This is a genomic window from Streptomyces sp. NPDC102462 (genome assembly GCF_044765425.1).
In the GTDB taxonomy this organism is placed as follows: domain Bacteria; phylum Actinomycetota; class Actinomycetes; order Streptomycetales; family Streptomycetaceae; genus Streptomyces.
The window spans coordinates 205,161-231,417 of the sequence record NZ_JBIWKB010000008.1; the positions used below are offsets into that span (position 1 = coordinate 205,161).

The following is a 26,257-nucleotide window of genomic DNA, read 5'->3' on the forward strand; positions in this document are numbered from 1 at the left end:
CGTCAGACCCCCGCCTGCCCCGCGACGCCATGACCTAGGAAGTCCGGGCTGATCAGGGAGGCGGCTGCGGCCGGGGCGTCTCGGCCGCCGACAGGCCGTGCAGCAGGACGCGGGTGAAGTCGCGTACCCAGTCGGGATCGGCGGGTTCCGCGCTGACCAGGGTGCGGTGCACGACGGCGCCCGCGACCACGTCGAAGATCAGGTCCACCGTGCGGGCGGCCTCCGCGGGGTCCGGCTGCGGGGGCAGTTCGCCGCGTCCCTGTGCCCGGGCCCGGCCCTGGAGCACCAGCCGTTTCTGCCGGTCGACGATCGAGGCGCGGATGCGCTCGCGCAGCGCCTCGTCCCGGGTCGACTCCGCCAGCACCGCCATCAGGCCGCTGCGCGCCTCGGGGCGGGCCAGGATCGCCGCGAACTGGAGGACGACGCCCTCGATGTCGGCGGCGAGGCTGCCCCGGTCGGGCAGCTCCAGTTCGTCGAAGAGTTCCGCCACCGCGTCCACGACGAGTTCGTTCTTGCCCGCCCAGCGTCGGTAGAGCGTCGTCTTGGCGACCCCGGCCCGTGTCGCCACGTCCGACAGTGTGAGCTTCGACCAGCCCAGGTCGACCAGCGCCTGCCGGGTCGCGGCCAGGATCGCGGTGTCCGCGGCGGCACTGCGCGGCCGGCCCGTGCGCGGGGCGGGGGTGCGACTCTGCATCCCCCGACCATAACCGGCCGATCCCGCGCGGCCGTGAGGGAGATCACCGGGATGCGGTGTCGCCCGGACCCCGTTTGGTATTACGCTACGAGTCGTAGCGAAAGCCCGTGCTGGACGTGCGCGGGCGAACGCACACGCGAGGTGTGCCCTGGTGCGCGGGTGGGGACCCGGCGCGCTTTCACACCGCTTTTCACACAGGCGCCGGTACGGGGGAGGATAGACGCATGCAGCCACGGAACATGTCCATGAGCGGCGTCGTCGACCTCGCCGCGGTGAAGGCGGCCCAGGAGGCCAAGGCCAAGGCGGAGCAGGCGCGCGCCGAAGCCGCCCGGCAGGGCGGAACGGGGGCCGTCTCCCCGGCCGATCTCGTCATCGACGTCGATGAGGCGGGCTTCGAACGCGATGTCCTGCAACGCTCCGCCGAGGTGCCGGTCGTCATCGACTTCTGGGCCGAGTGGTGTCAGCCCTGCAAGCAGCTGAGCCCGGTCCTGGAGCGGCTGGCCGTCGAGTACAACGGGCGCTTCCTGCTCGCCAAGATCGATGTCGACGCGAACCAGATGCTGATGCAGCAGTTCGGGATCCAGGGGATCCCGGCCGTCTTCGCCGTCGTCGCGGGGCAGGCGCTGCCCCTCTTCCAGGGGGCCGCCGGTGAACAGCAGATCCGGCAGACCCTCGACCAGTTGGTGCAGGTCGCCGAGGAGCGCTTCGGGCTGACCGGTCTGACCGTCGACCCGGACGCCGAACCGGCCGGTGCCGGCGCCGCCGCGGCCCCGGCACCGGCCGGCCCGTACGACGCGCTGCTGGAGGCCGCCGTGCAGGCGCTGGACGCCGGCGACCTCGGCGGGGCGATCCGCGCGTACCAGAACGTGCTGAGCGACGACCCGGGCAACAGCGAGGCGAAACTGGGGCTCGCCCAGGCCGAGTTGCTTCAGCGGGTGCAGGGCGCCGATGCACAGCAGGTGCGCAAGGAGGCCGCCGAGAAGCCGGGTGACGCACAGGCGCAGATCGCCGCGGCCGACCTGGACCTGGTCGGCGGGCATGTCGAGGACGCCTTCGGGCGGCTCATCGAGACCGTACGGCGCACGGCGGGTGACGACCGGGACGCCGTACGGCGCCGGCTGCTGGAGCTGTTCGAGGTGGTCGGGGCCGACGACCCGCGGGTGGTCGGGGCGCGCAGGGCGCTCGCCCGGGCGCTGTTCTGAGCGGGACCACCAGCGGGGCGAGGGCCCCGTTCTGACCAGTCGCTAAACGCACGGGCATGTGATGCCCGAGTGAAAGATTTGCCGACGAGACGTCAGGGCGGCTGCGCTTTACCAAATCTTGGTAATCGCGGCCGCTGTTACTGGCAGTAAATCAAGGCCGTTGATCTGTCTGGTTCCGCCCGGAGATCAACGGCTTTGTTCTGCCCTTCGATGCCACCGAGCGTCGCGCTCCGGGACCGCTGGGTCGTGCTTCGGTTATCCGGCCGTTACTAGCCAGTAACGAACCCCCTTGTGCGGGCGGCGAGAATGCACCACGATCGGCGACGCTCGGTCCATTCCCGTACCCCGACAGCCAATCGGGCGCGCGGGTCCATCTGGGTCCCCACCGAGCAGAGCCGGCGGCAGTGGGGCCGGCTCTCGGACAGGGGGGTCTTCGCCAGACCGGCGAAGCCTGTCCGGCAAGGTTGTGCGTGATGCGTGTCAGGCGCGACCAGAGGTTGTCGCTCGGGGGTGATCGCCGGTGATTTCGGGCGCGGTTCGTGTCCCCGGGCGCGGGCGTTCTCCTTCCCGAGGACGTAGCACTTCTCCCATCCCTGCCCGGCCGAGCCGCCGACTGGTGCGAGTCCGGGCCAGGAGATGTACGTCCGAGAAGGAGGAAATATGGAGTCCCAGGTGCGTGGCGGGACCAGATGGAAGCGGTTCGCTGTGGTCATGGTGCCCAGCGTCGCCGCCACGGCTTGTATAGGCGTCGCACTCGCGCAGGGCGCCCTGGCGGCGTCGTTCAGCGTCTCCGGCCAGTCGTTCAAGGTGACGGCCGACAAACTGGTGGGCACCGGCTTCGAGCAGTACGGGGCCATCGACGAGGGCTACACGCTCGACGGCAAGAAGACGGTTCACCCCGTCGCCGTCTCGGCGTTCAGGACCGCGAAGATCACGAACCTGTGCCAGTCCGTGGTCACCCCGAACGTCCCGGTGTTCGGTTCGGTCAGCCTGATCCTGAAGGCGGGCGGCGGTGACACCCCCGTCAGGGCCGACAACATCTACATCGACATTGCCGACCTCCAGGCCGACGCGACGTTCAAGAACATCGACATCGGTGTGGCGGCCAAGGACGCCAACAAGGGTCCGGGCATCAAGCAGGGTGACGCCACGAACCCCTTCGGGTTCTCACAGCAGTCGGACAAGGCCACGCTGGTCGGCGTGAAGCAGACGGCGTGGGCCACCACCGCCGGAACCTTCAAGCTCAGCGGCCTGAAGATGTCGCTGTCGACGGATGCCAAGGAGTGCTACTAAGCACTCGACGACGGGCGGGGGAGCCGAAGGGCGCCCCCGCCCGTCCCCTTCCGGCCGCGTCTTCACGCGCGGCACACATCTCCACCACAGCAATGCCGTACCAGGGAGCTGTATTCCATGAGCGCCGAGACTCCTGCCGCACCGGGTCAGTTCACCCGCCGGAGGCTGCAGTTCCGCGCCTGGCGGGGTACCCGTCCGTTCTGGGCCGGCCTGTTCGTCCTGCTCGCCGGCTTTCCGATCATGTACTTCCCGTACGCGCATCTCCAGTTCGGCCATCTGACGATCGCGATGGCCACCACCGCGGGAGCCGGGTCCCTGATCATCGGTGTGCTGCTCGTCGTCCTCGGTATCAGCCTCTGGTTCCAGCAGCACGTGCGGACCTTCGCGGGAGTCGCCGCGATCCTGCTGGCGCTGGTGTCCATCCCCGTGTCCAACTTCGGCGGCTTCATCATCGGCTTCCTGTTCGCGCTGATCGGCGGGGCGATGGCCGTGGCCTGGGCGCCGGGCGTACCGCCTGCGCCGCAGCCGGCCGAGGCGGGCGGCGCGGGCGTGGGTGACTCCCCCAAGGACGCGCCGGGCGGTGCGACGGGCCCGGGGTACGAGGCGAACGACCTGTCAGGAACGAGCCCGGGCAACGGGGCGAACGGGAGGCACAGTGCCGGCTGACGAGGTGACCCACGGGACTCATGTGGACGCGTCCCGTGGGAGAACCGGGCCGCGTCACGCGGCACCCAAGAAGCCGCTGTTCACCAGGTTCCACATGCCGGCGGGCAAGGCGATCGCGACCGTGGCGATGCCCACGGCGGTCCTCATGGGCATGGGGTTCACGTCCACGCTCGCCCTCGCCGACAACAACGACACACCGCCGTCGTCGAAGAGCCTGACGGCCGACGAGTACAAGGACTGTGTCACCGCGCTGGACGACTCGAAGGGCGCCTCGGCCTCGCCGTCGCCCTCCGGTTCGCCGAGCGCGAGCGAGTCCGCGGACCAAGCGACGCCGACCCCGTCGGCGACGGACGGCACCGCCGACAGCGCCGGCGGCGCCAAGGACAGCTCGGGCAGCGCCTCTTCGTCGGATTCAGGTTCCGACGACAAGGCCGCGCCGAGCCCGTCCGCGTCCAAGCCGGCGTCCTCGTCGGGCGGTTCGGACGCCTCGGCCTCCGACTCCGCCTCCGACGGCAAGGCCACGCCGAGCCCGTCGGCGTCCACCGGCGGCGGGAACCTGCTCGGCACCATCGGCGACGCGATCACCGGCATCCTCACCGGCGGTGCGGGCTCCGGCTCCTCGGCGAGCGCGAGCCCCACGCCCTCCGCGTCGGCGTCCACGGCGGACTCCGGCGGCAAGGACTCCGGCAGCACGGACTCCGGAGCCGGCGAGGACGCGGGTGGCAGCGCCGCCGACACCGTCAAGGACACGGCAGGCAAGGTCACCAAGACGGTGGAGGACACCGTCAAGGGCACCACCGACAAGGTGTCCGAGGCGGCCGGGGACACCACCGACGCGGTACGGGAGGCGGCCGGGTCGGCCACCTCCTCGCCCAGCCCCTCGGCCTCCGCGTCCGCCTCCGCCGACGACTGCCCGGTCGCCACGGACGACACCGGCGGTGTCGACAACGCGGTGCCGGTGGCGGACGACCCCTGGTACCTGGACGCCAGCTCGCTGCTGCTCAAGAGCGCCGACTACCAGGGCATCGTCGAGGTGAAGCGCGCCAACGGCACTACCAAGAAGGTGCTGAAGTACGTCATCTCCGGCGGCACCGACATCGGTGATCTGCACCAGACGGTCAAGGACAAGCAGGCGGGCAAGACCTACCACGTGCAGGCCGCGGCCGGCTCGACGTCCACGATCCGCGAGGGCGACACGGTGATGTACACGGAGAGCATCTCCGGGAACCTCTTCGGCCTGATCCCCGTGACGTTCAGCCCCGACAGCCCGCCGCCGCTGAACATCCCGCTGATCTACTTCACCCACGTGAAGGTCACCCAGGCCGCCCAGTTCGGAGGCACCCTGCACATACCGGGCATGCACGTATACACCACAGACTGACACCCCCCACAAGCCCCTCCGGGAGCCGCAGAACACCGAGGGCGCCCCCTGTTCGCAGGGGGCGCCCTCGGTGGTTTGGGGAACTGCGCGACCGGCCACGTCGGTGCCGCAGACGGCCGACGGCACATCGCGGCGCATCCAGCGGAGCGCTCAGTCCTTTTCGCCGCCGCCCAAGTGGTGGACGCGGACCATGTTGGTGGTGCCGGCGACGCCGGGGGGTGAGCCGGCCGTGATGATCACGGTGTCGCCCGCGTCGAAGCGGCCCAGCTTGGTGACCTCCTGGTCGACCAGGTCGACCATCTCGTCGGTGCTGTTCACGAACGGCACGATGTGGGATTCCACGCCCCAGCTGAGCGCCAGCTGGTTGCGGGTGGACTCGTCCGTGGTGAAGGCGATGATCGGCTGGGCGGCGCGGTAGCGGCACAGCCGGCGGGCGGTGTCACCGGACTGGGTGAAGGCGATCAGGCCCTTGCCGCCGAGGAAGTCCGCGATCTCGCACGCGGCCCGGGCGACCGAACCGCCCTGCGTGCGCGGCTTCTTGCCCGGCACCAGCGGTTGCAGGCCCTTGGAGAGCAGTTCCTGCTCGGCCGCCCGGACGATCTTCGACATCGTCTTGACGGTCTCGACCGGATAGGCGCCCACGCTCGACTCGGCGGACAGCATGACCGCGTCGGCACCGTCCAGGATCGCGTTGGCCACGTCGGACGCCTCGGCGCGGGTCGGACGGGAGTTGGTGATCATCGACTCCATCATCTGGGTCGCCACGATCACCGGCTTGGCGTTGCGCCGGCACAGTTCGATCAGGCGCTTCTGCACCATGGGGACCTTCTCCAGCGGGTATTCGACGGCCAGGTCGCCGCGGGCGACCATCACGCCGTCGAACGCCATCACGACGTCCTCCATGTTCTCGACCGCCTGCGGCTTCTCCACCTTGGCGATCACCGGGACGCGGCGGCCCTCCTCGTCCATCACCTTGTGGACGTCGGCCACGTCCCGGGCGTCCCGGACGAAGGACAGCGCGACCAGGTCGCAGCCCATGCGCAGCGCGAACCGCAGGTCCTCGATGTCCTTGTCGCTGAGCGCGGGCACGTTGACGGCCGCGCCGGGCAGGTTGATGCCCTTGTGGTCGGAGACGACGCCGCCCTCGATGACGATCGTCCGCACCCGCGGACCCTCGACGTCCACGACCTTCAGTTCGACGTTGCCGTCGTTGATCAGGATCTGGTCGCCGCGTGAGACGTCGCCCGGCAGGCCCTTGTACGTCGTGCCGCAGATGCTCTTGTCGCCGGGGACGTCCTCGGTGGTGATGACGAACTCGTCGCCGCGCTCCAGTTCCACCGGACCCTCGGCGAAGGTCTCCAGGCGGATCTTCGGGCCCTGGAGGTCGGCGAGCACGCCGATGGCGCGGTTGGTCTCCTTGGACGCGGCACGGACGCGGTCGTACCGCGCCTGGTGCTCGGCGTGGGTGCCGTGGCTGAAGTTGAACCGGGCCACGTTCATGCCCGCCTCGATCATGGCGACGAGCATCTCGTGGGAGTCGACCGCGGGGCCGAGAGTACAGACGATTTTCGAACGGCGCATGGGGCGATCCTATCGGTTTGTTTCGCTACGGAATATTCCGTCTGATGGAAGACACAAATGGGCGGGTTCACGCTCAGGCGAGTGCCAGGCGAGTGCCGGTCGAATTCCTCAGACGCCCTTTCCGACCAGTGCGTAGGTCTGTTCGGCGATCTCCAATTCCTCGTCCGTCGGGACCACGGCCACGGCGACCCGCGCGTCCGGCGGCGAGATCAGCCGGGCCCCGTCGCCCCGCGCGGCGTTCAGCTCCGGGTCGACGCCGAGGCCCAGCCCCGCCAGGCCCTCGATCGCCGCCGCCCGCACCGGGGCGGCGTTCTCGCCGACCCCGGCGGTGAAGACGACCGCGTCCACCGTGCCGAGTACCGCGTAGTAGGCGCCGATGTACTTCTTCAGCCGATGTACGTAAATGTCGAAGGCGAGCCGCGCCCCGGCGTCGCCCTCCTCGATCCTGCGCTGAATCTCCCGCATGTCATTGTCGCCGCACAGGCCGAACAGACCGCTCCTCTTGTTGAGGAGAGTGTCGATCTCGTCCATGGACATTCCGCCAACGCGCTGCAAATGGAAGATGACGGCCGGATCCAGGTCACCGGAGCGGGTTCCCATCACCAGCCCTTCCAAGGGCGTCAGTCCCATCGAGGTGTCCACGCACCGGCCGCCGCGGACCGCCGAGGCCGACGCCCCGTTGCCCAGGTGCAGCACGATCACGTTCACCTCCTGCGGCGCCCTGCCGAGCAGCCCGGCGGTCGCCCGGGACACATACGCGTGCGAGGTGCCGTGGAAGCCGTACCGCCGCACCCGGTAGCGGTCCGCCAGCTTCGTGTCGATCGCGTAGCGGGCCGCGTACTCCGGCATCGTCGTGTGGAACGCGGTGTCGAAGACCGCGACCTGCGGCAGGTCCGGGCGCAGCGCCCGGGCCGTGCGGATGCCGGTCAGGTTCGCCGGGTTGTGCAGCGGTGCGACGGGGATCAGCCGCTCGATCTCGGTGAGCACGGAGTCGTCGATGACGGTGGGCTCCGTGAAGAACATGCCGCCGTGCACCACGCGATGCCCGATCGCGGCCAGCTCCGGCGAGTCGAGGCCGATGCCGTCCCGGGACAGCTCCCCGGCCACGGCCTTCAGCGCGGCGTCGTGATCCGCGATCGGCCCGTTCTGCTCACGGGTCTCACCCGTGGTGCGGCAGGTGTGCCTGAGCCGGGAGGTCTGCTCGCCGATCCGCTCCACCAGACCGACGGCGAGCCGGCCGCCGTCGCGCATGTCCAGCAGCTGGTACTTCAGCGACGACGAGCCGGAGTTCAGGACGAGGACGCGGGACGCGCCCGCGGCCGGGAGCGGTGCGCCGGACGGCGTCGTGGCGGGCGACGGGCGGGAGGTCACTGGGCGGCTGCCTTCTCGTGCGGGGCCGTGGCGGGGCTCTGGGCCTGGACGGCCGTGATGGCGACGGTGTTGACGATGTCCTGCACGAGCGCGCCCCGTGACAGGTCGTTGACCGGCTTGCGCAGGCCCTGCAGCACCGGTCCGACGGCGATCGCGCCCGCCGAGCGCTGCACGGCCTTGTAGGTGTTGTTGCCGGTGTTCAGGTCGGGGAAGATCAGCACGCTGGCCTGCCCCGCCACCTCCGAGTCCGGCAGCTTGGTCGCGGCGACCGTGGGTTCCACCGCGGCGTCGTACTGGATCGGCCCCTCGATCTTCAGGTCGGGCCGCCGCGCGCGGGCCAGCTTCGTGGCCTCGCGCACCTTGTCCACGTCGGCGCCCGAACCGGAGGTGCCGGTGGAGTACGACAGCATCGCGATCCGCGGTTCCACGCCGAACTGCCGCGCGGTGGCCGCCGACTGGACGGCGATGTCGGCGAGCTGCGCGGCGTCCGGGTCCGGGTTGACCGCGCAGTCACCGTAGACCAGCACCTTGTCGGCGAGGCACATGAAGAAGACCGACGAGACGATCGAGGACTCCGGCCGGGTCTTGATGATCTCGAACGCGGGCCGGATGGTCGCCGCGGTGGAGTGCACGGAACCGGAGACCATGCCGTCCGCCAGGCCCTCCTCGACCATCAGGGTGCCGAAGTAGTTCACGTCCGCGACGACGTCGTGGGCCAGCTCCGCCGTGACGCCCTTGTGGGCGCGCAGCCGGGCGTACCGCTCGGCGAAGGCCTCGCGCAGCTCCGAGACGGCAGGGTCGATCAGCTGCGCCTCGCCGAGGTCGATGCCGAGGTCGGCGGCCTGCTTGCGGATCCGGTCGACCGGCCCGAGCAGGGTCAGATCGCACACGTCCCGGCGCAGCAGCACCTCGGCGGCCCGCAGCACGCGCTCCTCGGTGCCCTCCGGCAGGACCACCCGGCGCCGACCTGCGCGGGCCTGCTCCAGCAGCTTGTGCTCGAACATCATCGGGGTGACGCGGTCGCTGCTCGGCGCGGAGACCCGGCCCAGCAGGTCACCGGTGTCCACGTACCGCTCGAACAGGCCGAGCGCGGTCTCCGCCTTGCGCGGGGTGGCCGCGTTCAGCTTGCCCTCCAGGGAGAACAGCCGCTCGGCGGTGGGGAAGCTGTTGCCGGCCACGGACAGCACCGGGGTGCCGGGGGCGAGGCGGGCGGCCAGGGTGAGGACCCCGTCGCTGGGGCGCTCGTTCAGGGTGAGCAGGACGCCCGCTATCGGCGGGGTGCCGGCGCTGTGCGCGGCCAGCGAACCGACGACCAGGTCGGCGCGGTCGCCCGGGGTCACCACGAGACAGCCCGGGGTCAGCGCGGCCAGCAGGTTGGGCAGCATGGCGCCGCCGAAGACGAAGTCGAGCGCGTCCCGGGCGAGCCCCGAGTCGTCGCCGAGCAGCACCTCGGCGCCCAGGGCCTGGCCGATCTGGGCGACGGTCGGCGCCGCGAGGGCCGGATCGTCCGGCAGCACGTAACAGGGCACCGGCAGCCGGTCCGCGAGCTGCCCGGCCAGTTCCTCGCGGTCGTCGCGGGCCACCCGGTTGGCGACCATCGCCAGCACGTCACAGCCGAGGCCCTGGTAGGCGCGGAAGGCGTTGCGGGTCTCGGCGAGCACGGACTCGGTGCTCTGCCTGCGGCCGCCCACCACCGGGATGACGGAGGCGCCGAACTCGTTGGCGAGCCGGGCGTTGAGGGCGAGTTCGTCGGGGAGCTGGGTGTCGGCGAAGTCCGTGCCGAGCACCAGGACCACGTCGTAGTCGCGGGCCACCAGGTGGAAGCGGTCGACGAGCGTGGACACCAACTCGTCGGTGCCCTGCTCGGCCTGGAGCGTGGACGCCTCGTGGTAGTCCATGCCGTAGACGGTCGCCGGGTCCTGGGAGAGCCGGTAGCGGGCCCGCAGCAGTTCGAAGAGGCGGTCGGGGTGGTGGTGCACGAGCGGACGGAACACACCCACCCGGTCGACCTGCCGGGTCAGGAGCTCCATGACCCCCAACTCGACGACCTGGCGGCCGTCGCCGCGGTCGATCCCGGTGACGTACACACTGCGGGTCACGCGTGCTCTCCGTTTCGTCTCGTACAAAAAACTTCGTTTCGTACAAAAAACGCCCACCAGGGTGAGCGGAACCCTCTTGACAATACCTTCGCCCGCGGATAAAGCGCCCGTCAGGACGGGGTGCCGCGTCCGCCTCCGGGACATGAAACAATCGGACTGGCTCACCCGCGTCGACAGCGAGCAGGAGACACAGCAGGATGCGCATCGGAGTCCTCACCGCAGGCGGCGACTGCCCCGGTCTGAACGCCGTGATCCGGTCGGTCGTGCACCGGGCGGTCACGAACTACGGCGATGAGGTGATCGGCTTCGAGGACGGCTACCGCGGACTGCTCGACGGCCACTACCGCACCCTTGACCTCGACGCGGTCGGCGGCATCCTCTCCCTCGGCGGGACCATCCTCGGCTCCTCGCGCCTGGAGCGCGACCGGCTGCGCGAGGCATGCGAGCGGGCCACCGACATGGTCGACGAGTTCGGGATCGACGCGCTGATCCCCATCGGCGGCGAGGGCACGCTGACCGCGGCCCGGATGCTCTCCGACGCGGGCCTGCCGGTCGTGGGCGTCCCGAAGACGATCGACAACGACATCTCCTCCACGGACCGCACCTTCGGCTTCGACACCGCGGTCGGCGTCGCCACCGACGCGATGGACCGCCTCAAGACCACCGCGGAGTCCCACCAGCGCGTGATGGTCGTCGAGGTCATGGGCCGGCACGCAGGCTGGATCGCCCTGGAGTCCGGCATGGCCGGCGGCGCCCACGGCATCTGCCTGCCCGAGCGGCCGTTCGACCCGGGTGACCTGGTCAAGATGGTCGAGGAACGGTTCGACCGCGGCAAGAAGTTCGCCGTCATCTGCGTCGCCGAGGGCGCGCACCCCGCCGAGGGCACGATGGACTACGGCAAGGGCGCGATCGACCAGTACGGGCACGAGCGCTTCCAGGGCATCGGCACGGCCCTCGCGTACGAGCTGGAGCGGCGGCTCGGCAAGGAGGCCAAGCCGGTCATCCTGGGCCATGTCCAGCGCGGTGGCACGCCGACCGCGTACGACAGGGTGCTCGCCACCCGCTTCGGCTGGCACGCGGTGGAGGCCGCGCACCGGGGCGAGTTCGGCAGGATGACCGCGCTGCGCGGCACCGACATCGTGATGGTGCCGCTCGCGGAGGCGGTCACCGAGCTGAAGACGGTCCCCAAGGACCGCATGGACGAGGCCGAGTCGGTCTTCTGAGCCTTCGGACGCTGCCGGTGCGGCCTCCTCCAGAACGTGCACGATCCAGCCCGCCACCAGGGCGATGGCGAAGGCCGTGCCGGCCCCCTCGCGGGAGTGCCGCAGTCGATGGTGGGTGTCCGTGTGGCAGGTCGGTGTCGACGTGCGGCGAGGGGGCGGGTGGCCTGTGCCGCTGCCGCTGCCGTTGCGGATGTTCGTCGTTCTCTTCCGGAGCGCGTGCGATCCGGCCTGCCGCCGACGTGACGGAGCCCGCCGCCAGGGCGATCCAGCCCCCTGCGGGACCGGGGCGGTGGGGTCAGCCCTTGATTGCGCCGCCCAGTGCGAAACCGCCTCCCAGGCGGCGCGCGACCAGCACGTACAGCAGGATCACCGGCGTCGAGTAGACCACCGAGAACGCGGCCAGCTGCCCGTACGCCACCATGCCCCGGTTGCCGAAGAACTCGTTGATGCTCACCGAGGCGGGCATCTGGTCCGGGCTGAGCAGCAGCATGAACGGCACGAAGAAGTTGCCCCACATCATCACGAACGAGAAGACGGTGACCACGGCGACCCCGGGCCCCATCAGCGGCAGCACGATCCGGACGAGTGACTGCAGCGAGGACGCGCCGTCCGTCCACGCCGCCTCCTCCAGCTCCTTCGGCACGCCGTCCATGAAGTTCTTCATCAGCCAGATGCCGAACGGCAGTTGGGACGCGGCGAAGAACAGGATCGTGCCCTGCAGGGTGTCGATGAGGTTCACCTGGACGAACAGCGCGTACACCGGGACCATGATCGCGGTGATGGGCAGGCTGGTGGCGAACAGGATCGTCAGCAGGAACGGACGGTTCAGCCGGGAACGGAACCGGGACAGCGGATAGGCCGCGAGCGCCGCGCACACCACCGTGAGCAGGGTCGCGCCGCCGCACAGGATCAGGCTGTTGAGCAGCGGAGTGAAGGTGACGTCCGCGTTGAGGACGGCGTCGAAGTTGTCCAGGGTCAGCCCGTCGGGGACCTTCACCCTGAGATCGGCGTGCGGGTCCAGGGAGGACAGCACCACCCACAGCAGCGGCAGCGCGAACGCGACGGCCGCGACCAGCAGGCCCGCGTCGGCGGCCAGCCGGTGACGGGTGCGGCGGGAGCCGAGGGTACGGGGCATGGCGTCAGACCTCCGTCCGCAGCAGGCGCAGATAGACGACGGAGAACAGGGAGCCGACCAGGAGCAGCAGCAGCGCCACCGCGGTGCCGTAGCCGATCATGCTGTTCTGGAAGGCCTGTTCGTACATGAACAGGGGCAGGGTCTGGCTCCGGTCGCCCGGCCCGCCCCGGGTCATCACCCAGATCAGTCCGAACACCGACAGCGTCTGCAGGGTGTTGAGCATCAGGTTGGTACCGATGGAGCGGCGGATCATCGGCAGCGTGATGTGCCACATGCGGCGCCAGCCGCTCGCGCCGTCCACCTCGGCCGCCTCCGTGATCTCCTTCGGGATCTCGCCGAGCGCCGCCGAGTAGACCAGCATCGAGAAGGCGGTGCCCCGCCACACGTTCGCGAACGACACCGCCAGGATGGGCAGCGTGAACAGCCAGTTCTGGGACGGCAGATGCAGCCAGTCCAGGACGGCGTTCAGGGTGCCCTCGCGGCGGAAGAAGGCGTACAGGAGGAAGGCCGCCACGACCTCCGGCAGCACCCACGCCGTGATCACCACCGCCCCGGTCAGCGTGCGCACCGGCTTGGAGGCGCGCCGCATCAGCGCGGCGAGCGCCAGGCCCAGGGTGTTCTGGCCGACCAGCGACGACAGGACGGTGAACACCAGCGTCAGCCACACCGCGTTGAGGAACTGCTGGTCCCCGAACGCCCGGCGGAAGTTGGCGAACCCGACGAAGGACGCATGCGCCTGGCCGGTCAACTGGAGGTCGGTGAAGGCGATGTAGGCGCAGTAGGCGATGGGGCCCGCCAGGAACAGCAGCAGGACCACCAGGGCGGGGGTCAGGGGCAGCGCCCGGGTGAGCGCGCGGCGCAGCGACCCGGGGGCCGGCCGTGGCGCCGGTTCGGGGGGCGTGGGGTCCGGGGCGGCGGGCGCTACGCCCGGACCCGCGTGCGATGCGGTGGTCATGGCCGCTCGCCGGTCACTTCTCGATGACCTGGTTGTCGGTGGCGGTCTTCAGCGCGTCGTCGTACGCCTTCGCCGCCGCGTCGACCGATGTGTCACCCGTCGTCACGCCCTCCATCGCCTCCTGGATGGCGGTGGAGACCTTCGGGTACGCCGGGTAGGCGGGCCGGTAGTGCGTGCTCGCGACGAGGTCGGTGAAGAACTTGATGCCGGGCTGCGCCGCCACGTAGGAGGGATCGCTCGCCACGTCCTTGCGCACGGCGATGCCGGAGTTGGCGATGTACCACTTCTGCGCGTTCGGTTTCGTCTGCATCATCTTGACGAAGTCGAAGGCCAGGTCGGGGTTGCCCGCCTTGGCGGGGATCGCCCAGGTCCAGCCGCCGGACATGCTCACCTTGCCGGGGGCCTGGCCGTGCTGGGTGGGCATGGCGGCCAGTCCGAGCCGCTTGGACCACTCGGGCCACTCGTGGCCGCTGCCCGGCAGCCAGTCCTGCGGGAGCCACGAGCCGTCGAGGTCGATGCCGAGCTTGCCCTGGGGGAGGAGTTCGCCGCGCACCCGGGTGCCGAAGTTGGGGTCGAGGGCGTCGGCCACGTCCGGGCCGAGCTTTTCCTTGAAGACGGTCTCCACGAACGTGAGCGCGTCCTCGAAGCCCTGCCCCGCGGTGATCCACTTCTTGGACGCGGTGTCGTACAGCGGATCGGCGCTGCCGTCGCCGGTGCCGTACAGCAGCATCTCGAAGCACTGCATGGTGGCGGCCTCGCCGGCCGGCTTGCCCGTGTAGATGTTGAGCGGGGTGACGCCGGGCACCTTCCGCTTGATGGTGCGGGCGGCGTCGAGCACGTCGTCCCAGGTCTTCGGCTGCCAGTCGGCGGGCAGCCCGGCCTTCTCGAACACGCCCTTGTCGAACCAGAGTCCGCGGGTGTCGGTGCCGTCCGGGACGCCGTACGTCTTGCCGTCCTCGCCCCGGGCCGCGGACTTGGCGGTGTCGATGAACTGGTCCCAGTCGGGCCACGCGTCGAGATAGGGGTCGAGGGGCTTCAAGTACCCGCTGGTGATGTCCGAGTTGATGAGGAAGGTGTCCTCGTAGACCAGGTCGGGCGCGGTCTTGGGGGAGCGGAGCATCTGCTGGAGCTTGGTGTAGTACTCCGAGTCGGCGGCCTTGACGGGTACGAACTCGACCTTCTTGCCCGGGTACTTCTTCTCGAACTGCTTCTTGATGTCGGCGAGATAGGTGTCCATCACCTTGATCGAGTTGTCCGTCGACTGCTTGAAGCTGATCTTCACGGTGTCGGGGCTGCTGCCGGACCCGCTGCCGCACGCGGTGAGCGCGGTGGCGGCGAGGCCGGCGGCGAGGAGGGTGGTGAGGGCGGCGGTGGGGCGCACGGGCATGACCTCCTGCGGGCGCACGGCGGTGTGGCCTGGTGGTTCCGTGACGGTAGGAGCAGTGGTCTAGTCAGGTCAATGCATGTGCGGCGGATTGGCGGCGGTGCCTCGGGTGATCCGGGGGTGCCGTCAGCGGCGCTCGTCGGTGTGGCCGGTGCGGTCGGTGTGCACCGTCTTGCCGACGACGGGTGCGTGGAAGGTGCCGCCCCGGAAGTCGATGTGGTCGCCGCCGTAGGTGACTTGGGCGTCCGTCTCGGGGTCGGCCGGGGCGTCGCCGTCCCAGGCGGTGTCGCCGTCCGGGGCGTGCGTGCGCAGCACCGCCACGGCGACGGCCGCCGCCCGCGCCGCGGCCCGCTCCTGGGAACCGGTGGCGTCGGCCCGTTGCTTGTCCGCGTCGGCGCGGTCGCTGATGCCGCGGATCACCAACGCGTCGACCTGCCCGCTCAGATGGGCCGCGTGGACCGCTCCCGAACCCTCCATCTCGATCGCCGCCGCGTCGTTGTAGTGCTCCCGCAGCCGCCGGGCGAGAGCGGAGCCGGCGTCGGCCAGGACCACGTCACCGGTGGCGATCGGCTTGAAGTGCACCCGTACGCCCGGCATGTCCCGTACGGCCGAACGGGCCGCCTGCACCAGCGCGTTGGAGCCGAACCAGCCCTCCGGGCGGACCAGCAGGCCCTCGGGTGTCTGCTTGCCGCCGTGGACGGCGTACACCTTGGTGCCCACCACCACGTCACCGAGGGCGACATCGTCCTTGAGGGCGCCCGCGACGCCGACGAACAGCACCGCCCGCGGACGCAGCCAGTCGATGAGCGAACCGGTGAGCGCGGCGGCGGTCCGCGCGCCCTCACCCAGCTCGGCGGACGCCACCCGCCAGGAGCAACCGGGCAGCCGTCCCACCTCCACCCGCGTCCCGCCCGTGTGCACCCGCTCCCGGCGCTCCGTCACCTGGGCGCGCACCGCCGCGTACTCCAGCGCGAGCGCGGTCAGGACCAATGCGGTGGGCGGTGTCTGCGGCACACTCTTAAGGTAGCCGGGGGAAGGGGTGCCAGTGCCGGAACGAGACGTCAGCGTGGGCCAGTTGCTGCTCACCGAGTACCAGGCCGTCAAGGACGAGCAGAAGAGCCGGATCGGCTTCCGCGACAATCTGCTCTACGTCACCCTCACCGTGGTGGCCGCGGTCGTCGCCGCCGTCGCCCAGGCAGGCCGGCCCGCCATGCTGCTGGCCCTGCCCCCGGTGTGCGTGGTCCTCGGCTGGACGTACCTGGTCAACGACCAGAAGATATCGGCGATCGGCGCCTATGTGCGCGACGAACTGGCGCCGCGGCTGGCCGAACTGGCCGACGCGGAGGCGACGGAGGTCTTCCGCTGGGAGACGGCGCACCGGCAGGACGCCCGGCGCCTGTCCCGCAAGGCCGTGCAACTGGTGGTGGACCTGCTGGCGTTCTGCGTGGTGCCGGCGAGCGGGCTCGTCGTGTACTGGGTGGCGGGCGGGGTGTCGGCGGGGCTGGTGTCCCTGTCGTTGCTGGAGGCCCTTGCGGTGGGCGGACTCGGCCTGTACATCGTGCTCTACGCCGTGCCGCTCCGTCCGGCACCCGAGGCGGACTGAGCGCTCACCTCACTGCCCCGTCACCCACCGGTACTGCAGTTCCGGGCGGCCCACCGTGCCGTACTGCGGGCTGCGGGCCGCCCGGCCCGTGTCGACCAGGTGTTCCAGATAGCGGCGGGCGGTGATGCGGGAGATGCCGACCGCCTCGGCGACGCCGGTCGCGGTGAGCCCCCCGGTGTGGTCGCGCAGGGTCACCGTGACCCGCTCCAGGGTGGGCGCGCTCAGGCCCTTCGGCAGCGCCGCCGGGCTCGGCGCCCGCAGCACCGCGAGCGCCCGGTCCACCTCGTCCTGCCCGCTGGCCTCGCCGGCCGCCGCGTGGAACTCGGCGTAGCGCAGCAGCCGGTCCCGCAGGGTCGCGAAGGTGAAGGGCTTGAGGACGTACTGCACGACCCCGAGCGAGACCCCTTCGCGCACCACGGTCAGGTCCCGGGCGGACGTCACCGCTATCACGTCGGCGTGGTGGCCGGCCGCCCGCATCGAGCGGGCGAACTGCAGGCCGTGCACGTCCGGCAGGTGCAGGTCGAGCAGCAGCAGGTCCACCGGGGTGCGGTCCAGTACGCGCCGGGCCTCAGCGCCGGTGTGCGCCTTGCCCACGGCGACGAAGCCCGGCACCCGTCCGACGTACAGCACATGCGCGTCCGCGGCGACCGGGTCGTCCTCCACGACGAGGACCCGGATGGGCTGCCCCGCCGTCATGCCTCACCTCGCGCCGCGGCGCCGGCGCTCCTGCGGGCCGGCCCCGCCGTCCTGCCCAGCGGCAGCCGTACCTCGAACACCGCGCCGCCCGCAGCGTCCGTAGCGCCCTTTTGGTTTTCCGTCACCGTCAACGTGCCCTCCTGCCGGGTGACCGCCTGCCGCACCAGCGCGAGACCGAGCCCACGGCCCTGGGGCCCGGCCGGCTTGGTCGTGAATCCCCGCTGGAATACCAGCTCGGCATGGGCCGGATCCACCCCGCTGCCCGAGTCGGCGACCCGCAGCACCAGTTCGGCGCGGCCCCCTGCGGCCGTGTCTTCCGTGTCTTCCGTGTCGTCGGTGTCTTCTGTGTATGCCGTCACCGTGACCCGGGCCCCCACGCTGCCCTGGGCCGCGTCCACCGCGTTGTCGATCAGATTGCCGAGGATCGTCACCAGGTCGCGGGCCGGCAGGCCCGGCGGGAGCAGGCCGTCGTCCAGCCGGCTCTCCGGCGCCACCACCAGCTCCACGCCCCGCTCGTTGGCCTGGGCGGTCTTGCCGAGCAGCAGGGCGGCCAGCACTGGCTCGCTGACCGCGGCCACCACCTGGTCGGTCAGCGCCTGGGCCAGCTCCAGCTCGGCGGTCGCGAACTCCACCGCCTCCTCCGCACGGCCCAGCTCGATCAGGGAGACCACCGTGTGCAGCCGGTTCGCCGCCTCGTGGGCCTGCGAGCGCAACGCCTGGGTGAAACCACGCTCGGAGTCCAACTCGCCCATGAGCGACTGGAGTTCGGTGACATCCCGGAGGGTGGCGACGGTGCCGCGGCGCTCACCGCCGGACACCGGCGAGGTGTTGACGACCAGCACCCGGTCCGCCGTCAGATGCACCTCGTCGACGCGCGGCTCCGAGGCCAGCAGCGCCCCGGTGAGCGGTGCGGGCAGCCCGAGGTCGGCCACCGAGCGGCCCACCACCTCCTCCTTCGGGCCGACGCCGAGCAGTTCCCGCCCGCCGTCGTTGATGAGGGCCACGCGGAACTGGCCGTCCAGCATCAGCAGCCCCTCGCGCACCGCGTGCAGCGCGGCCTGGTGGTAGTCGTGCATATGGCTCAGCTCGGCCGCGTTCATGCCATGGGTGTGCCGGCGCAGCCGGGCGTTGATGACGTACGTGCCGACGCCGCCCAGCGCCAGGGCGCCGGCCGCGACCCCGGCCATGGCCGTGACCTGCTCCTGCACCCGCTCGCTGATGGCCTCGACGCGGATGCCCGCGCTCACCAGGCCGATGACCCGGTTGCCGTCCCAGACGGGTGTGACGGCGCGCACGGAGGGGCCGAGGGTGCCGGTGTACGTCTCGGTGAAGGAGTGGCCCCGCAGGGCGGGCCCGATGTGCCCGAGGAACTTCCCGCCGATCTGCGTGGTGTCCGGGTGGGTCCAGCGGATGCCCCGCGGATTCATGATCGTCACGAAGTCCACGCCGGTGTCCCGCTGGACCTGGAGCGCGTACGGCTGGAGCCGGGCCGTCGGGTCCGCGGTGTCGATCGCCTCCCGCACCGAGGGGGCGTCGGCTATCGAGCGGGCCACGGCCGTGGCCTGCCGGCCCGCCGCGTCCTCGGCCTGGCCGCGGTCGCTGAGATAGGTGAACAGCGCGTACCCGGCGACCACGACCGCGATCAGCACGGCCTGCATGGCGAACAGCTGGCCGGCCAGGCTGCGGGGTCGGGGCAGGGCGGAGAAGCGCATGTCGTCAGTGTGCCTCTCCGGTTAAGCGCGAACTAAATGAACGTAAGGGTGACCGCCCTCACAGACCGGGAGATAGTCACGGCATCCCCCATATCCCCCGGACGTGAGCCGCACGCCGGTGATGCCGACGAAGACGTCAAGGAGGGCAGCCGTGGCCGCCAGCACATCCGAAACGGCACCTGCCGCACCCGCCGCCAAGCGGGACCGCACCCACTATCTGTACATCGCCGTGATCGCCGCGGTCGCGCTCGGCATCGCCGTGGGCCTCATCTGGCCCGACTTCGGGGTCGAGCTGAAACCGCTCGGCACGGGCTTCGTGAACCTGATCAAGATGATGATCTCGCCGGTCATCTTCTGCACGATCGTGCTGGGCATCGGCTCGGTCCGCAAGGCGGCCAAGGTCGGCGCGGTCGGCGGTATCGCGCTCGGCTACTTCCTCGTGATGTCCCTCGTCGCGCTCACCATAGGTCTCGTCGTCGGCAACGTGCTGCACCCCGGTGACGGGCTGCACCTGACCGACGCGATCAAGCAGACCGGGCACGCCCAGGTGTCCAGCGACGCGCTGCCGCCGGTGGACTTCGTGCTGTCGATCATCCCGACCACGTTCGTCTCCGCCTTCACCGAGGGCCAGGTTCTCCAGACGCTCCTGATCGCGCTCCTCGCCGGGTTCGCGCTGCAGGCGATGGGCTCGGCCGGCCAGCCGGTGCTGCGTGGCATCGAGCACATCCAGCGGCTCGTCTTCCGCATCCTCGCCATGGTGATGTGGGCCGCACCCATCGGTGCCTTCGGCGCCATCGCCGCGGTGGTCGGCTCCTCTGGCCTGGAGGCCCTGAAGAGCCTCGCGGTGCTGATGCTCGGCTTCTACGTCACGTGCGTCCTGTTCGTCTTCGTGGTGCTCGGCGCGCTGCTGCGGGCCATCGCGGGGCTGAACGTCTTCGCGCTGTTCAAGTACCTGGCCCGGGAGTTCCTGCTGATCCTGTCCACCTCCTCCTCCGAGTCCGCGCTGCCGCGGCTCATCGCGAAGATGGAGCACCTGGGCGTCAGCAAGCCCGTGGTCGGCATCACCGTGCCGACCGGCTACTCCTTCAACCTCGACGGCACCATGATCTACATGACCATGGCGTCGCTGTACATCGCCGACGCCCTGGGTACGCCGATGTCGGTCGGCGAGCAGATCCCGCTGCTGCTGTTCCTGCTGCTCGCCTCCAAGGGCGCCGCCGGCGTCAGCGGCGCCGGGCTCGCCACGCTGGCGGGCGGTCTGCAGTCGCACAAGCCCGCGCTGGTCGACGGCGTCGGTCTGATCGTCGGCATCGACCGCTTCATGAGCGAGGCCCGCGCCCTGACGAACTTCGCGGGCAACGCCGTCGCCACCGTGCTGATCGGCACCTGGACGAAGGAGATCGACACGGACCGCGTCCGGCGGGTGCTCGCCGGTGAGCTGCCGTTCGACGAGAAGACCCTGCTGGACGAGGGCGAACAGGCACCGACGTCCGAGCTGCCGGAGCGGCCGGGCAACGGCGACAACGAGAAAGAACTGGCCAAGGCGTAACGCCTCCGCCGGGCGTCGCCCCGGTCCTGACTCCGGGCGTGCGGCCCGGCCTGAACTCGGGCCGGACGTCCGGCGACCGCCCCGGGCGGCCGAGCATCCCCCGTTGCCCGGCCGCCCGGTTCCGTTGTGCATCAGCCCCCTGCCTTCGGGTTCCGTCGCACGCCCGCCCTCGGCTCCAGCCGCCGGTGCGTCGGCAGCCGGAGGCAGGGGGCGGAGCCTGTGCGCGGGGCCCGTGTGTTTGAGGCCCATGTGTCGGTCGCCTGTGTGTTGGCGGCCTTGTGTGTGGGCCGCCCCCGCGCGTCTGCGGCTCGCGGGCCGGGGCTCATGTGGTGGCGACCTGTGCGTCGGTGGGCCTCTTTGTGTGTTGGCGGCTCGTGCGGCGGGGGCCTGCGCGCGGAGCCTGTGTGTTGGCGGCCCATGTGTCGGCTGCCCGTGTGGTGGCGGCCAGTGCGGTGTGCGGGGCCTGTGTGGCGGCGACCCATCTGCCGGCGGCCCGCGCGTAGCCGCGCATGCGTCCGGGGCCCGTGTGCCGGCGGCCTGTGTGGTGGCCGTGTTGAGGCCGGGTGTGCCGTTCCTCGTTGAGTGCGTAGTTCCCCGCGCCCCCGGGGTGGGCTGTGGCGGGCGTGTGGCCGGGGCCGGTGGGTCAGCTGTTCAGGCCGGTCACCAGGGCGGTGGCTTCGTCGGGGGGCATGCCTGCTGCCGTCAGGACGCTGATCGCGGCGGAGCCGCCCGCCTCCGCGGGGGGCAGGAGACCGTCGTTCACCGCCTCCATCACCGCGAACAGCATCTGCTCGTGGACGTACGCCAGCGCTGCCGCCGGCAGCGGTGAACAAAACACGCCACGGTCCAGGCCGCGTTGGAGCAGTTCAGCGCACGCCTCGCGGACCGGGGTCAGGCGTTCCCTGATGCCCTGCACGGTGACCGTGCGCTGGGCCAGCGCCACCAGCAGCCGGTAGCGGTCGGCGATCTCCCACACCGCGAGCACCGAACGTGCCACGGCCTCGGCCGGGTCCGCGACGCCCGCGCGGCCCGCCGCGTGCGTGGCGGCCAGCGACTCCACCGCGCCGTCGGTGATCACCTGGGTGCACTACGGTGCCGTGCCGGACGGACCGGCGCGGCACCGCCGCGGGCAGCTACGGAGGACACGGGGGATGGGGATCGACTGGAACCGGCGCACGTGCGCGCGCAAGGGCCATGTGACCTACGCCCCGGACGATCCCCGGCTGCGGGTACGGCTGCACGCCCGGACCGCGCTCGGCGAGGTCTGGCGGTGCCTGCGCTGCGGCGACTTCGTGCTCGGCGAGCCGCACGGCTCGGGGCCCGCCGCCGACGCCCCGCTGGTGCCGCGCGGCAAGGTGCTGCGGGACCTGTTCATCCTGCGCTGCCTGGCCGTCGAGCGGGCCGTGCGCGGGGTGTTCGTCGTGCTGGTCGCGGTGGCCGTGTGGCGGTTCAGCAACAGCGAGAACGCGGTACGGCGGCTGTTCGACGAGTACCTGGACGTCTTCCGCCCGGTCTTCCGGCACTTCCACTACGACCTCGACCACTCCCCGGTGGTGGGCTCCGTCCAGCGGGCCTTCGGCTACCGGCACTCCACGCTGCTGCTGCTGGTGGCGGCGCTGCTGCTGGCGTACGCGCTGATCGAGCTGGTGGAGGCGGTCGGGCTCTGGTACGCCAAGCGCTGGGCGGAGTACCTGACCGTCGTCGCCACCGCCGCCTTCCTGCCGCTGGAGATCTACGAACTCGGCGAACGCGTCAGCTGGGTGAAGATCGCCACCCTCGTCGTCAATATCCTCGCCGTCCTCTACATCGCGCTCGCCAAGCGCCTGTTCGGTCTGCGCGGCGGACGCCGGGCCTACGACGCGGAGCGGCACAGCGCCTCCCTGCTGGAGGTGGCCCGGTCCGCGGGGGAGCCCGGATGACCGGGTTGCCCTGACGTCGACGTCAACGCCTACCGTCGGGGACATGCGCATCGGCGAGCTGGCCGCACGGGCCGGGACCACCACGCGGACACTTCGGTACTACGAGGCGCGGGGGCTGCTGCCCGCGCGCCGCGACGGCAAGGGCCACCGCGTCTACGACGAGCGGGACGTGCAGCTGCTCACCCAGATCCGGACGCTGCAGGACTTCGGGTTCGACCTGGAGGAGACCCGGCCGTTCGTGGAGTGTCTGCGGGCCGGGCACCCGGAGGGCGACTCCTGCCCCGCCTCGCTCGCGGTCTACCGGCGCAAGCTGGACGAGCTGGACGCCCTGATCGGGGAGCTGCGGGCGGTGCGGGCGCAGGTCGCCGGGCAGCTCGGGCGTGCGGAGCGGGCCAGGGAGGCACTGGCCGCCGATGCGCTGGTTCCGGGCGGTCCGGAACCGGAGTGCGAACTGGGAGGACACCGACGATGACCAGGACGCTCGGCGTGGCCGAGGTGACGGACGGGGACTTCACGGCGGAGGTGATCGAATCCGAGCTGCCGGTGCTGGTGGAGTTCACCGCCGACTGGTGTCCGCCGTGCCGGCAGATGGCGCCGGTGCTCGGCGCGCTCGCCGCCGAGACGAGCGACCGGCTGAAGGTCGTGCAACTGGACGTGGACGCCAATCCGGTGACCACCAACGCGTACAAGGTGCTGTCGATGCCGACGTTCATGGTGTTCCGGGCTGGTGAGCCGGTGAAGGCGATGGTCGGGGCCCGGCCCCGGCGCAGGCTCCTGGAGGAGCTGTCCGACGTGCTGTAGGACGGTGACGCCCGCAAAAAAATCCCCCGAGCAATTGCGCTCGGGGGATTTCCCTGCGTATATTCAGTGATTCGCGACTTCAAGGAAATGCGGTCGCAAAGAAGTTCAGTGAGCACAGTATATCCGGGCGGGAGCGGAATTGTCAAACACCGAATTTCCGGACGATGAATTGCGTCGCGAGCAGGAATTCATCGACGGACTGTACGCGCGTGTCGACGCGCTGCGCGGCGACACCGAGACCTCCGTCGCGGACGCCCTCGCGCAGGGCCACACCCCCAGACAGGCCCGCCTGGAGCGGGACATCCTGGTCGCCGAACGGTCCGGGCTGCTCGCCGCGCTGAACGCCGTGGAGGGCTCGCTCTGCTTCGGCCGCATCGACCTGACCTCGGGCACCACCCACCACATCGGCCGTATCGGGCTGCGTGCCGACGACGCCGAGCGCACCCCGGTCCTCATCGACTGGCGCGCCGATGTCGCCCGCCCCTTCTACCTGGCCACCGGCCACACCCCGATGGGCCTGCGCCGGCGCCGGCACATCTCCACCGACGGCCGCACAGTCACCTCACTGCACGACGAGATCCTCGACCTCGGCGACGCCACTCGCACCGGCCACGAGGACCCGACCGGCGACGCCGTGCTCCTGGCCGCGCTCAACTCCGCGCGCACCGGCCGCATGAGCGACATCGTGCAGACCATCCAGGCCGAGCAGGACGAGATCATCCGGGCGCCCCACCGCGGGGTGCTGGTGGTCGAGGGCGGCCCCGGCACCGGCAAGACCGCGGTCGCGCTGCACCGGGCGGCCTATCTGCTCTACGAGCACCGGGACCTGCTGGCCCGCCGTGCCGTCCTGATCGTCGGCCCCAACCCCGCTTTCCTCGGCTACATCGGCGAGGTGCTGCCCTCCCTCGGTGAGACGGGGGTGCTGCTCGCCACGGTCGGCGAGCTGTTCCCCGGGGTGCGGGCCACCGCCCAGGACACCCCGCGGGCCGCGGCGGTCAAGGGCCGCGCCGACATGGCCGACGTGCTCGCCGCCGTCGTACGCGACCGGCAGGCGCTGCCCGACCCGGTGATCGCGATCGAGCACGACCGCGAGGTCCTGATGCTCGACGACGGCCTGGTGAGGGTCGCCCGCGAGCGCACCCGCGCCGCCGGGCTGCCGCACAACGTGGCTCGCGAGCACTTCGAGGGCCACATCCTCAACACGCTCACCGACATGGTGGCCGAGCGCATCGGCACCGACCCGTACGACGGCGGCAACCTGCTGGACGCCGCCGACATCACCCAGATCCGCGACGAACTCGCCGAGAACCCGGACGTCTGGTCCGCCATCGACCAGCTGTGGCCGAGGCTGACCCCGCGCCGGCTGCTCGCGGACTTCCTCGCCGACCCCGACGGGTATCTGAGCGACGAGGACGCCGCCGCGATCCGCCGTCCGGTGACCCGGGCGTGGACCGTCGCGGACGTGCCGCTGCTCGACGAGGCGGCCGAACTGCTCGGCGAGGACGACCGCGTCAGGCGGACGCTCGCCGAACGGGAACGGGAGACGCAGATCGCCTACGCGCAGGGCGTCCTCGATGTGTCGTACGCGTCCCGCACCTATGAGTTCGAGGACAAGGAGGACGGCGATCCCGACGGCTCCGAGGTGCTGTCCGCGCACGACATCATCGACGCCGAACGGTTCGCCGAGCGGCACGAGGAGGCCGACTTCCGCAGCGCCGCCGAGCGGGCCGCGGCCGACCGGACCTGGGCGTTCGGGCACATCATCGTGGACGAGGCGCAGGAGCTGTCGCCGATGGCCTGGCGGCTGCTGATGCGGCGCAGCCCGACCCGTTCGATGACCCTGGTCGGCGACCCGGCCCAGACCGCGGAACCGGCGGGCGTGGGCTCCTGGTCCCGGATCCTCGCCCCGTACGTCGAGGACCGCTGGGAGCACACCCGCCTCGGCGTCAACTACCGCACCCCGTCCGAGATCATGGACCTGGCCGCGGCCGTGGTCCGCGCCGGACAGCCCGGCTTCGAACCGCCCAGCTCCGTCCGCTCGACCGGGGTACGGCCGTGGGTGCGGCAGGCGGCCGACGACCTGCCGGGCGCGGTGGCCAAGGCGGTCGCCGAACTGACGCCCGCCGAGGGCCGCCTCGCGGTGATCGCGCCGCGCGACCTGCACCGGGCGCTCGCCGCCCGGCTGGACGGGGTCACGGCCGGCGCCGAGCCCGACCTGACGCGGACCGTCGTCCTGCTGGACCCGCGCCAGGCCAAGGGGCTTGAGTTCGACTCGGTGCTGGTGGTGGAGCCGGGCCGGTACGGCACCAGCGACCTGTACGTGGCCCTGACCCGGGCCACCCAGCGGCTGGGCGTGCTGTACACGGGCGGCTTGCCCGACGGGCTCAGGCAGGCCGCAGCCACACCGTAGCCAGCGGGGGCAGGGTCAGCCGGATGCTCGCGGGGCGACCGTGCCGGCCGCGCGGCTCCGGCTTGACCGGGTGCGGGTGCACCACGTCCCCGCCGCCGTAGCCGGCCGCGTCCGTGTTGACGGCCTCCCGCCACGCGGGGACGTCGTCCGGCACGGCGAGCCGGTAGTCGTGGCGGACGACGGGGGAGAAGTGGGAGACCGACAGCAGGGGTGTCCCGTCCGCGTCGTATCTCAGGAAGGCGAACACGTTGTCGTCGGCGGCGTCGGCGCTGTCGGGGGTGATCCATTGGAAGCCGGTGGGGTCGGTGTCGCGTTGCCACAGGGCGGGGGTGGTGCGGTAGACGGTGTTGAGGTCGCGTACGAGGTCGCGGACGCCGCGGTGGTCGGGTTCGGCGCCGTAGCCGGGGTCGAGGAGCCACCAGTCGGGGCCGTGTGCTTCGGACCATTCGGCGCCCTGGGCGAACTCCTGGCCCATGAAGAGGAGTTGTTTGCCGGGGTGGGCCCACATGAAGGCGAGGTAGGCGCGCAGGTCGGCGCGTTGCTGCCACCAGTCGCCGGGCATCTTGGAGACCAGTGAGCGTTT

At 71.1% G+C, this 26,257-nt stretch carries 22 protein-coding genes and 1 pseudogene; 11 read left to right on the forward strand and 12 right to left on the reverse strand.

Going from position 1 to position 26,257, the window contains the following annotated elements:
• Positions 1 to 52: 52 nt before the first annotated feature.
• Positions 53 to 694, reverse strand: coding sequence for a TetR/AcrR family transcriptional regulator (locus ACIRFL_RS10235; RefSeq protein ID WP_404026104.1), 642 nt, complete (start codon positions 692 to 694; stop codon positions 53 to 55).
• A 224-nt stretch (positions 695 to 918) separates the two neighbouring features.
• On the opposite strand from ACIRFL_RS10235, the gene ACIRFL_RS10240 reads away from it, so the two are divergent.
• From ACIRFL_RS10240 to ACIRFL_RS10255, 4 genes are all read left to right on the forward strand, one after another.
• Positions 919 to 1,896: a tetratricopeptide repeat protein gene (locus tag ACIRFL_RS10240; protein WP_404026105.1), complete on the forward strand. Its 978-nt coding sequence runs from the start codon at positions 919 to 921 to the stop codon at positions 1,894 to 1,896.
• Positions 1,897 to 2,556: 660 nt separating this feature from the next.
• Positions 2,557 to 3,189, forward strand: a complete 633-nt coding sequence (locus ACIRFL_RS10245; RefSeq protein WP_404026107.1) for a DUF6230 family protein — start codon at positions 2,557 to 2,559, stop codon at positions 3,187 to 3,189.
• Positions 3,190 to 3,306: 117 nt separating this feature from the next.
• Entirely contained in the window at positions 3,307 to 3,855 is a 549-nt protein-coding gene (locus tag ACIRFL_RS10250) for a DUF6114 domain-containing protein (RefSeq protein WP_404026110.1), read from the forward strand.
• Positions 3,845 to 5,236, forward strand: a complete 1,392-nt coding sequence (locus ACIRFL_RS10255; RefSeq protein WP_404026113.1) for a hypothetical protein — start codon at positions 3,845 to 3,847, stop codon at positions 5,234 to 5,236. Before ACIRFL_RS10250 ends, ACIRFL_RS10255 begins: the two co-directional genes overlap by 11 nt.
• Before the next feature lie 150 nt (positions 5,237 to 5,386).
• Here the strand turns inward: ACIRFL_RS10255 and pyk are convergent, their stop codons facing one another.
• The 3 genes from pyk to pta all read right to left on the reverse strand — a co-directional run bounded on the left by pyk (position 5,387) and on the right by pta (position 10,287).
• Entirely contained in the window at positions 5,387 to 6,817 is a 1,431-nt protein-coding gene (pyk, locus tag ACIRFL_RS10260; protein WP_404026114.1) for a pyruvate kinase, read from the reverse strand.
• A 108-nt stretch (positions 6,818 to 6,925) separates the two neighbouring features.
• Positions 6,926 to 8,188 (reverse strand): acetate kinase, encoded by a 1,263-nt coding sequence (locus ACIRFL_RS10265; protein WP_404026116.1) that lies wholly within the window; start codon positions 8,186 to 8,188, stop codon positions 6,926 to 6,928.
• Entirely contained in the window at positions 8,185 to 10,287 is a 2,103-nt protein-coding gene (pta, locus tag ACIRFL_RS10270) for a phosphate acetyltransferase (RefSeq protein WP_404026118.1), read from the reverse strand. The genes ACIRFL_RS10265 and pta overlap by 4 nt, the downstream gene beginning before the upstream one ends.
• Positions 10,288 to 10,484: 197 nt before the next feature.
• On the opposite strand from pta, the gene ACIRFL_RS10275 reads away from it, so the two are divergent.
• On the forward strand, positions 10,485 to 11,510 hold the full coding sequence (locus ACIRFL_RS10275; protein ID WP_388718384.1) for an ATP-dependent 6-phosphofructokinase: 1,026 nt from the start codon (positions 10,485 to 10,487) through the stop codon (positions 11,508 to 11,510).
• 295 nt (positions 11,511 to 11,805) lie between these two features.
• Here the strand turns inward: ACIRFL_RS10275 and ACIRFL_RS10280 are convergent, their stop codons facing one another.
• The 4 genes from ACIRFL_RS10280 to ACIRFL_RS10295 all read right to left on the reverse strand — a co-directional run bounded on the left by ACIRFL_RS10280 (position 11,806) and on the right by ACIRFL_RS10295 (position 15,998).
• A complete protein-coding gene (locus ACIRFL_RS10280) occupies positions 11,806 to 12,645 on the reverse strand; it encodes a carbohydrate ABC transporter permease (RefSeq protein ID WP_404026121.1) in 840 nt (279 codons plus the stop codon).
• 4 nt (positions 12,646 to 12,649) lie between these two features.
• On the reverse strand, positions 12,650 to 13,600 hold the full coding sequence (locus ACIRFL_RS10285; RefSeq protein WP_404026122.1) for a carbohydrate ABC transporter permease: 951 nt from the start codon (positions 13,598 to 13,600) through the stop codon (positions 12,650 to 12,652).
• A gap of 13 nt (positions 13,601 to 13,613) precedes the next feature.
• Positions 13,614 to 14,987 carry an extracellular solute-binding protein gene (locus tag ACIRFL_RS10290; RefSeq protein WP_404026125.1) on the reverse strand — a complete coding sequence of 458 codons (1,374 nt, stop codon included), beginning with the start codon at positions 14,985 to 14,987 and terminating at the stop codon, positions 13,614 to 13,616.
• 123 nt (positions 14,988 to 15,110) lie between these two features.
• Positions 15,111 to 15,998, reverse strand: a complete 888-nt coding sequence (locus ACIRFL_RS10295) for a 5'-methylthioadenosine/S-adenosylhomocysteine nucleosidase (protein WP_404026127.1) — start codon at positions 15,996 to 15,998, stop codon at positions 15,111 to 15,113.
• Positions 15,999 to 16,029: 31 nt separating this feature from the next.
• On the opposite strand from ACIRFL_RS10295, the gene ACIRFL_RS10300 reads away from it, so the two are divergent.
• Positions 16,030 to 16,587 (forward strand): hypothetical protein, encoded by a 558-nt coding sequence (locus tag ACIRFL_RS10300; RefSeq protein WP_404026128.1) that lies wholly within the window; start codon positions 16,030 to 16,032, stop codon positions 16,585 to 16,587.
• A 9-nt stretch (positions 16,588 to 16,596) separates the two neighbouring features.
• On the opposite strand, the gene ACIRFL_RS10305 is transcribed toward ACIRFL_RS10300, so the two are convergent.
• Positions 16,597 to 17,283, reverse strand: coding sequence for a response regulator (locus ACIRFL_RS10305; RefSeq protein ID WP_404026131.1), 687 nt, complete (start codon positions 17,281 to 17,283; stop codon positions 16,597 to 16,599).
• Positions 17,280 to 18,995, reverse strand: coding sequence for an ATP-binding protein (locus tag ACIRFL_RS10310; protein WP_404026134.1), 1,716 nt, complete (start codon positions 18,993 to 18,995; stop codon positions 17,280 to 17,282). The genes ACIRFL_RS10305 and ACIRFL_RS10310 overlap by 4 nt, the downstream gene beginning before the upstream one ends.
• A 121-nt stretch (positions 18,996 to 19,116) precedes the next feature.
• Between ACIRFL_RS10310 and ACIRFL_RS10315 the strand changes: the two genes are divergently transcribed.
• Positions 19,117 to 20,544: a cation:dicarboxylate symporter family transporter gene (locus ACIRFL_RS10315; protein ID WP_404026174.1), complete on the forward strand. Its 1,428-nt coding sequence runs from the start codon at positions 19,117 to 19,119 to the stop codon at positions 20,542 to 20,544.
• 643 nt (positions 20,545 to 21,187) lie between these two features.
• Here ACIRFL_RS10315 and ACIRFL_RS10320 read toward each other — a convergent pair.
• A pseudogene (locus ACIRFL_RS10320) lies at positions 21,188 to 21,619 on the reverse strand (TetR/AcrR family transcriptional regulator); the annotation flags it as partial.
• Positions 21,620 to 21,695: 76 nt separating this feature from the next.
• Here ACIRFL_RS10320 and ACIRFL_RS10325 point away from each other — a divergent pair.
• From ACIRFL_RS10325 to ACIRFL_RS10340, 4 genes are all read left to right on the forward strand, one after another.
• On the forward strand, positions 21,696 to 22,463 hold the full coding sequence (locus ACIRFL_RS10325) for a DUF2127 domain-containing protein (protein ID WP_404026135.1): 768 nt from the start codon (positions 21,696 to 21,698) through the stop codon (positions 22,461 to 22,463).
• Between the two features lie 43 nt (positions 22,464 to 22,506).
• On the forward strand, positions 22,507 to 22,935 hold the full coding sequence (locus tag ACIRFL_RS10330; protein WP_404026138.1) for a MerR family transcriptional regulator: 429 nt from the start codon (positions 22,507 to 22,509) through the stop codon (positions 22,933 to 22,935).
• A complete protein-coding gene (locus tag ACIRFL_RS10335) occupies positions 22,932 to 23,264 on the forward strand; it encodes a thioredoxin family protein (RefSeq protein WP_404026140.1) in 333 nt (110 codons plus the stop codon). Before ACIRFL_RS10330 ends, ACIRFL_RS10335 begins: the two co-directional genes overlap by 4 nt.
• A 139-nt stretch (positions 23,265 to 23,403) precedes the next feature.
• Positions 23,404 to 25,674: a HelD family protein gene (locus ACIRFL_RS10340; protein WP_404026142.1), complete on the forward strand. Its 2,271-nt coding sequence runs from the start codon at positions 23,404 to 23,406 to the stop codon at positions 25,672 to 25,674.
• Here ACIRFL_RS10340 and ACIRFL_RS10345 read toward each other — a convergent pair.
• Positions 25,649 to 26,257 (reverse strand): alpha amylase C-terminal domain-containing protein (locus tag ACIRFL_RS10345; RefSeq protein WP_404026145.1); only part of this gene is annotated, 609 nt, incomplete at its 5' end. The two genes, ACIRFL_RS10340 and ACIRFL_RS10345, sit on opposite strands and share 26 nt — an antisense overlap.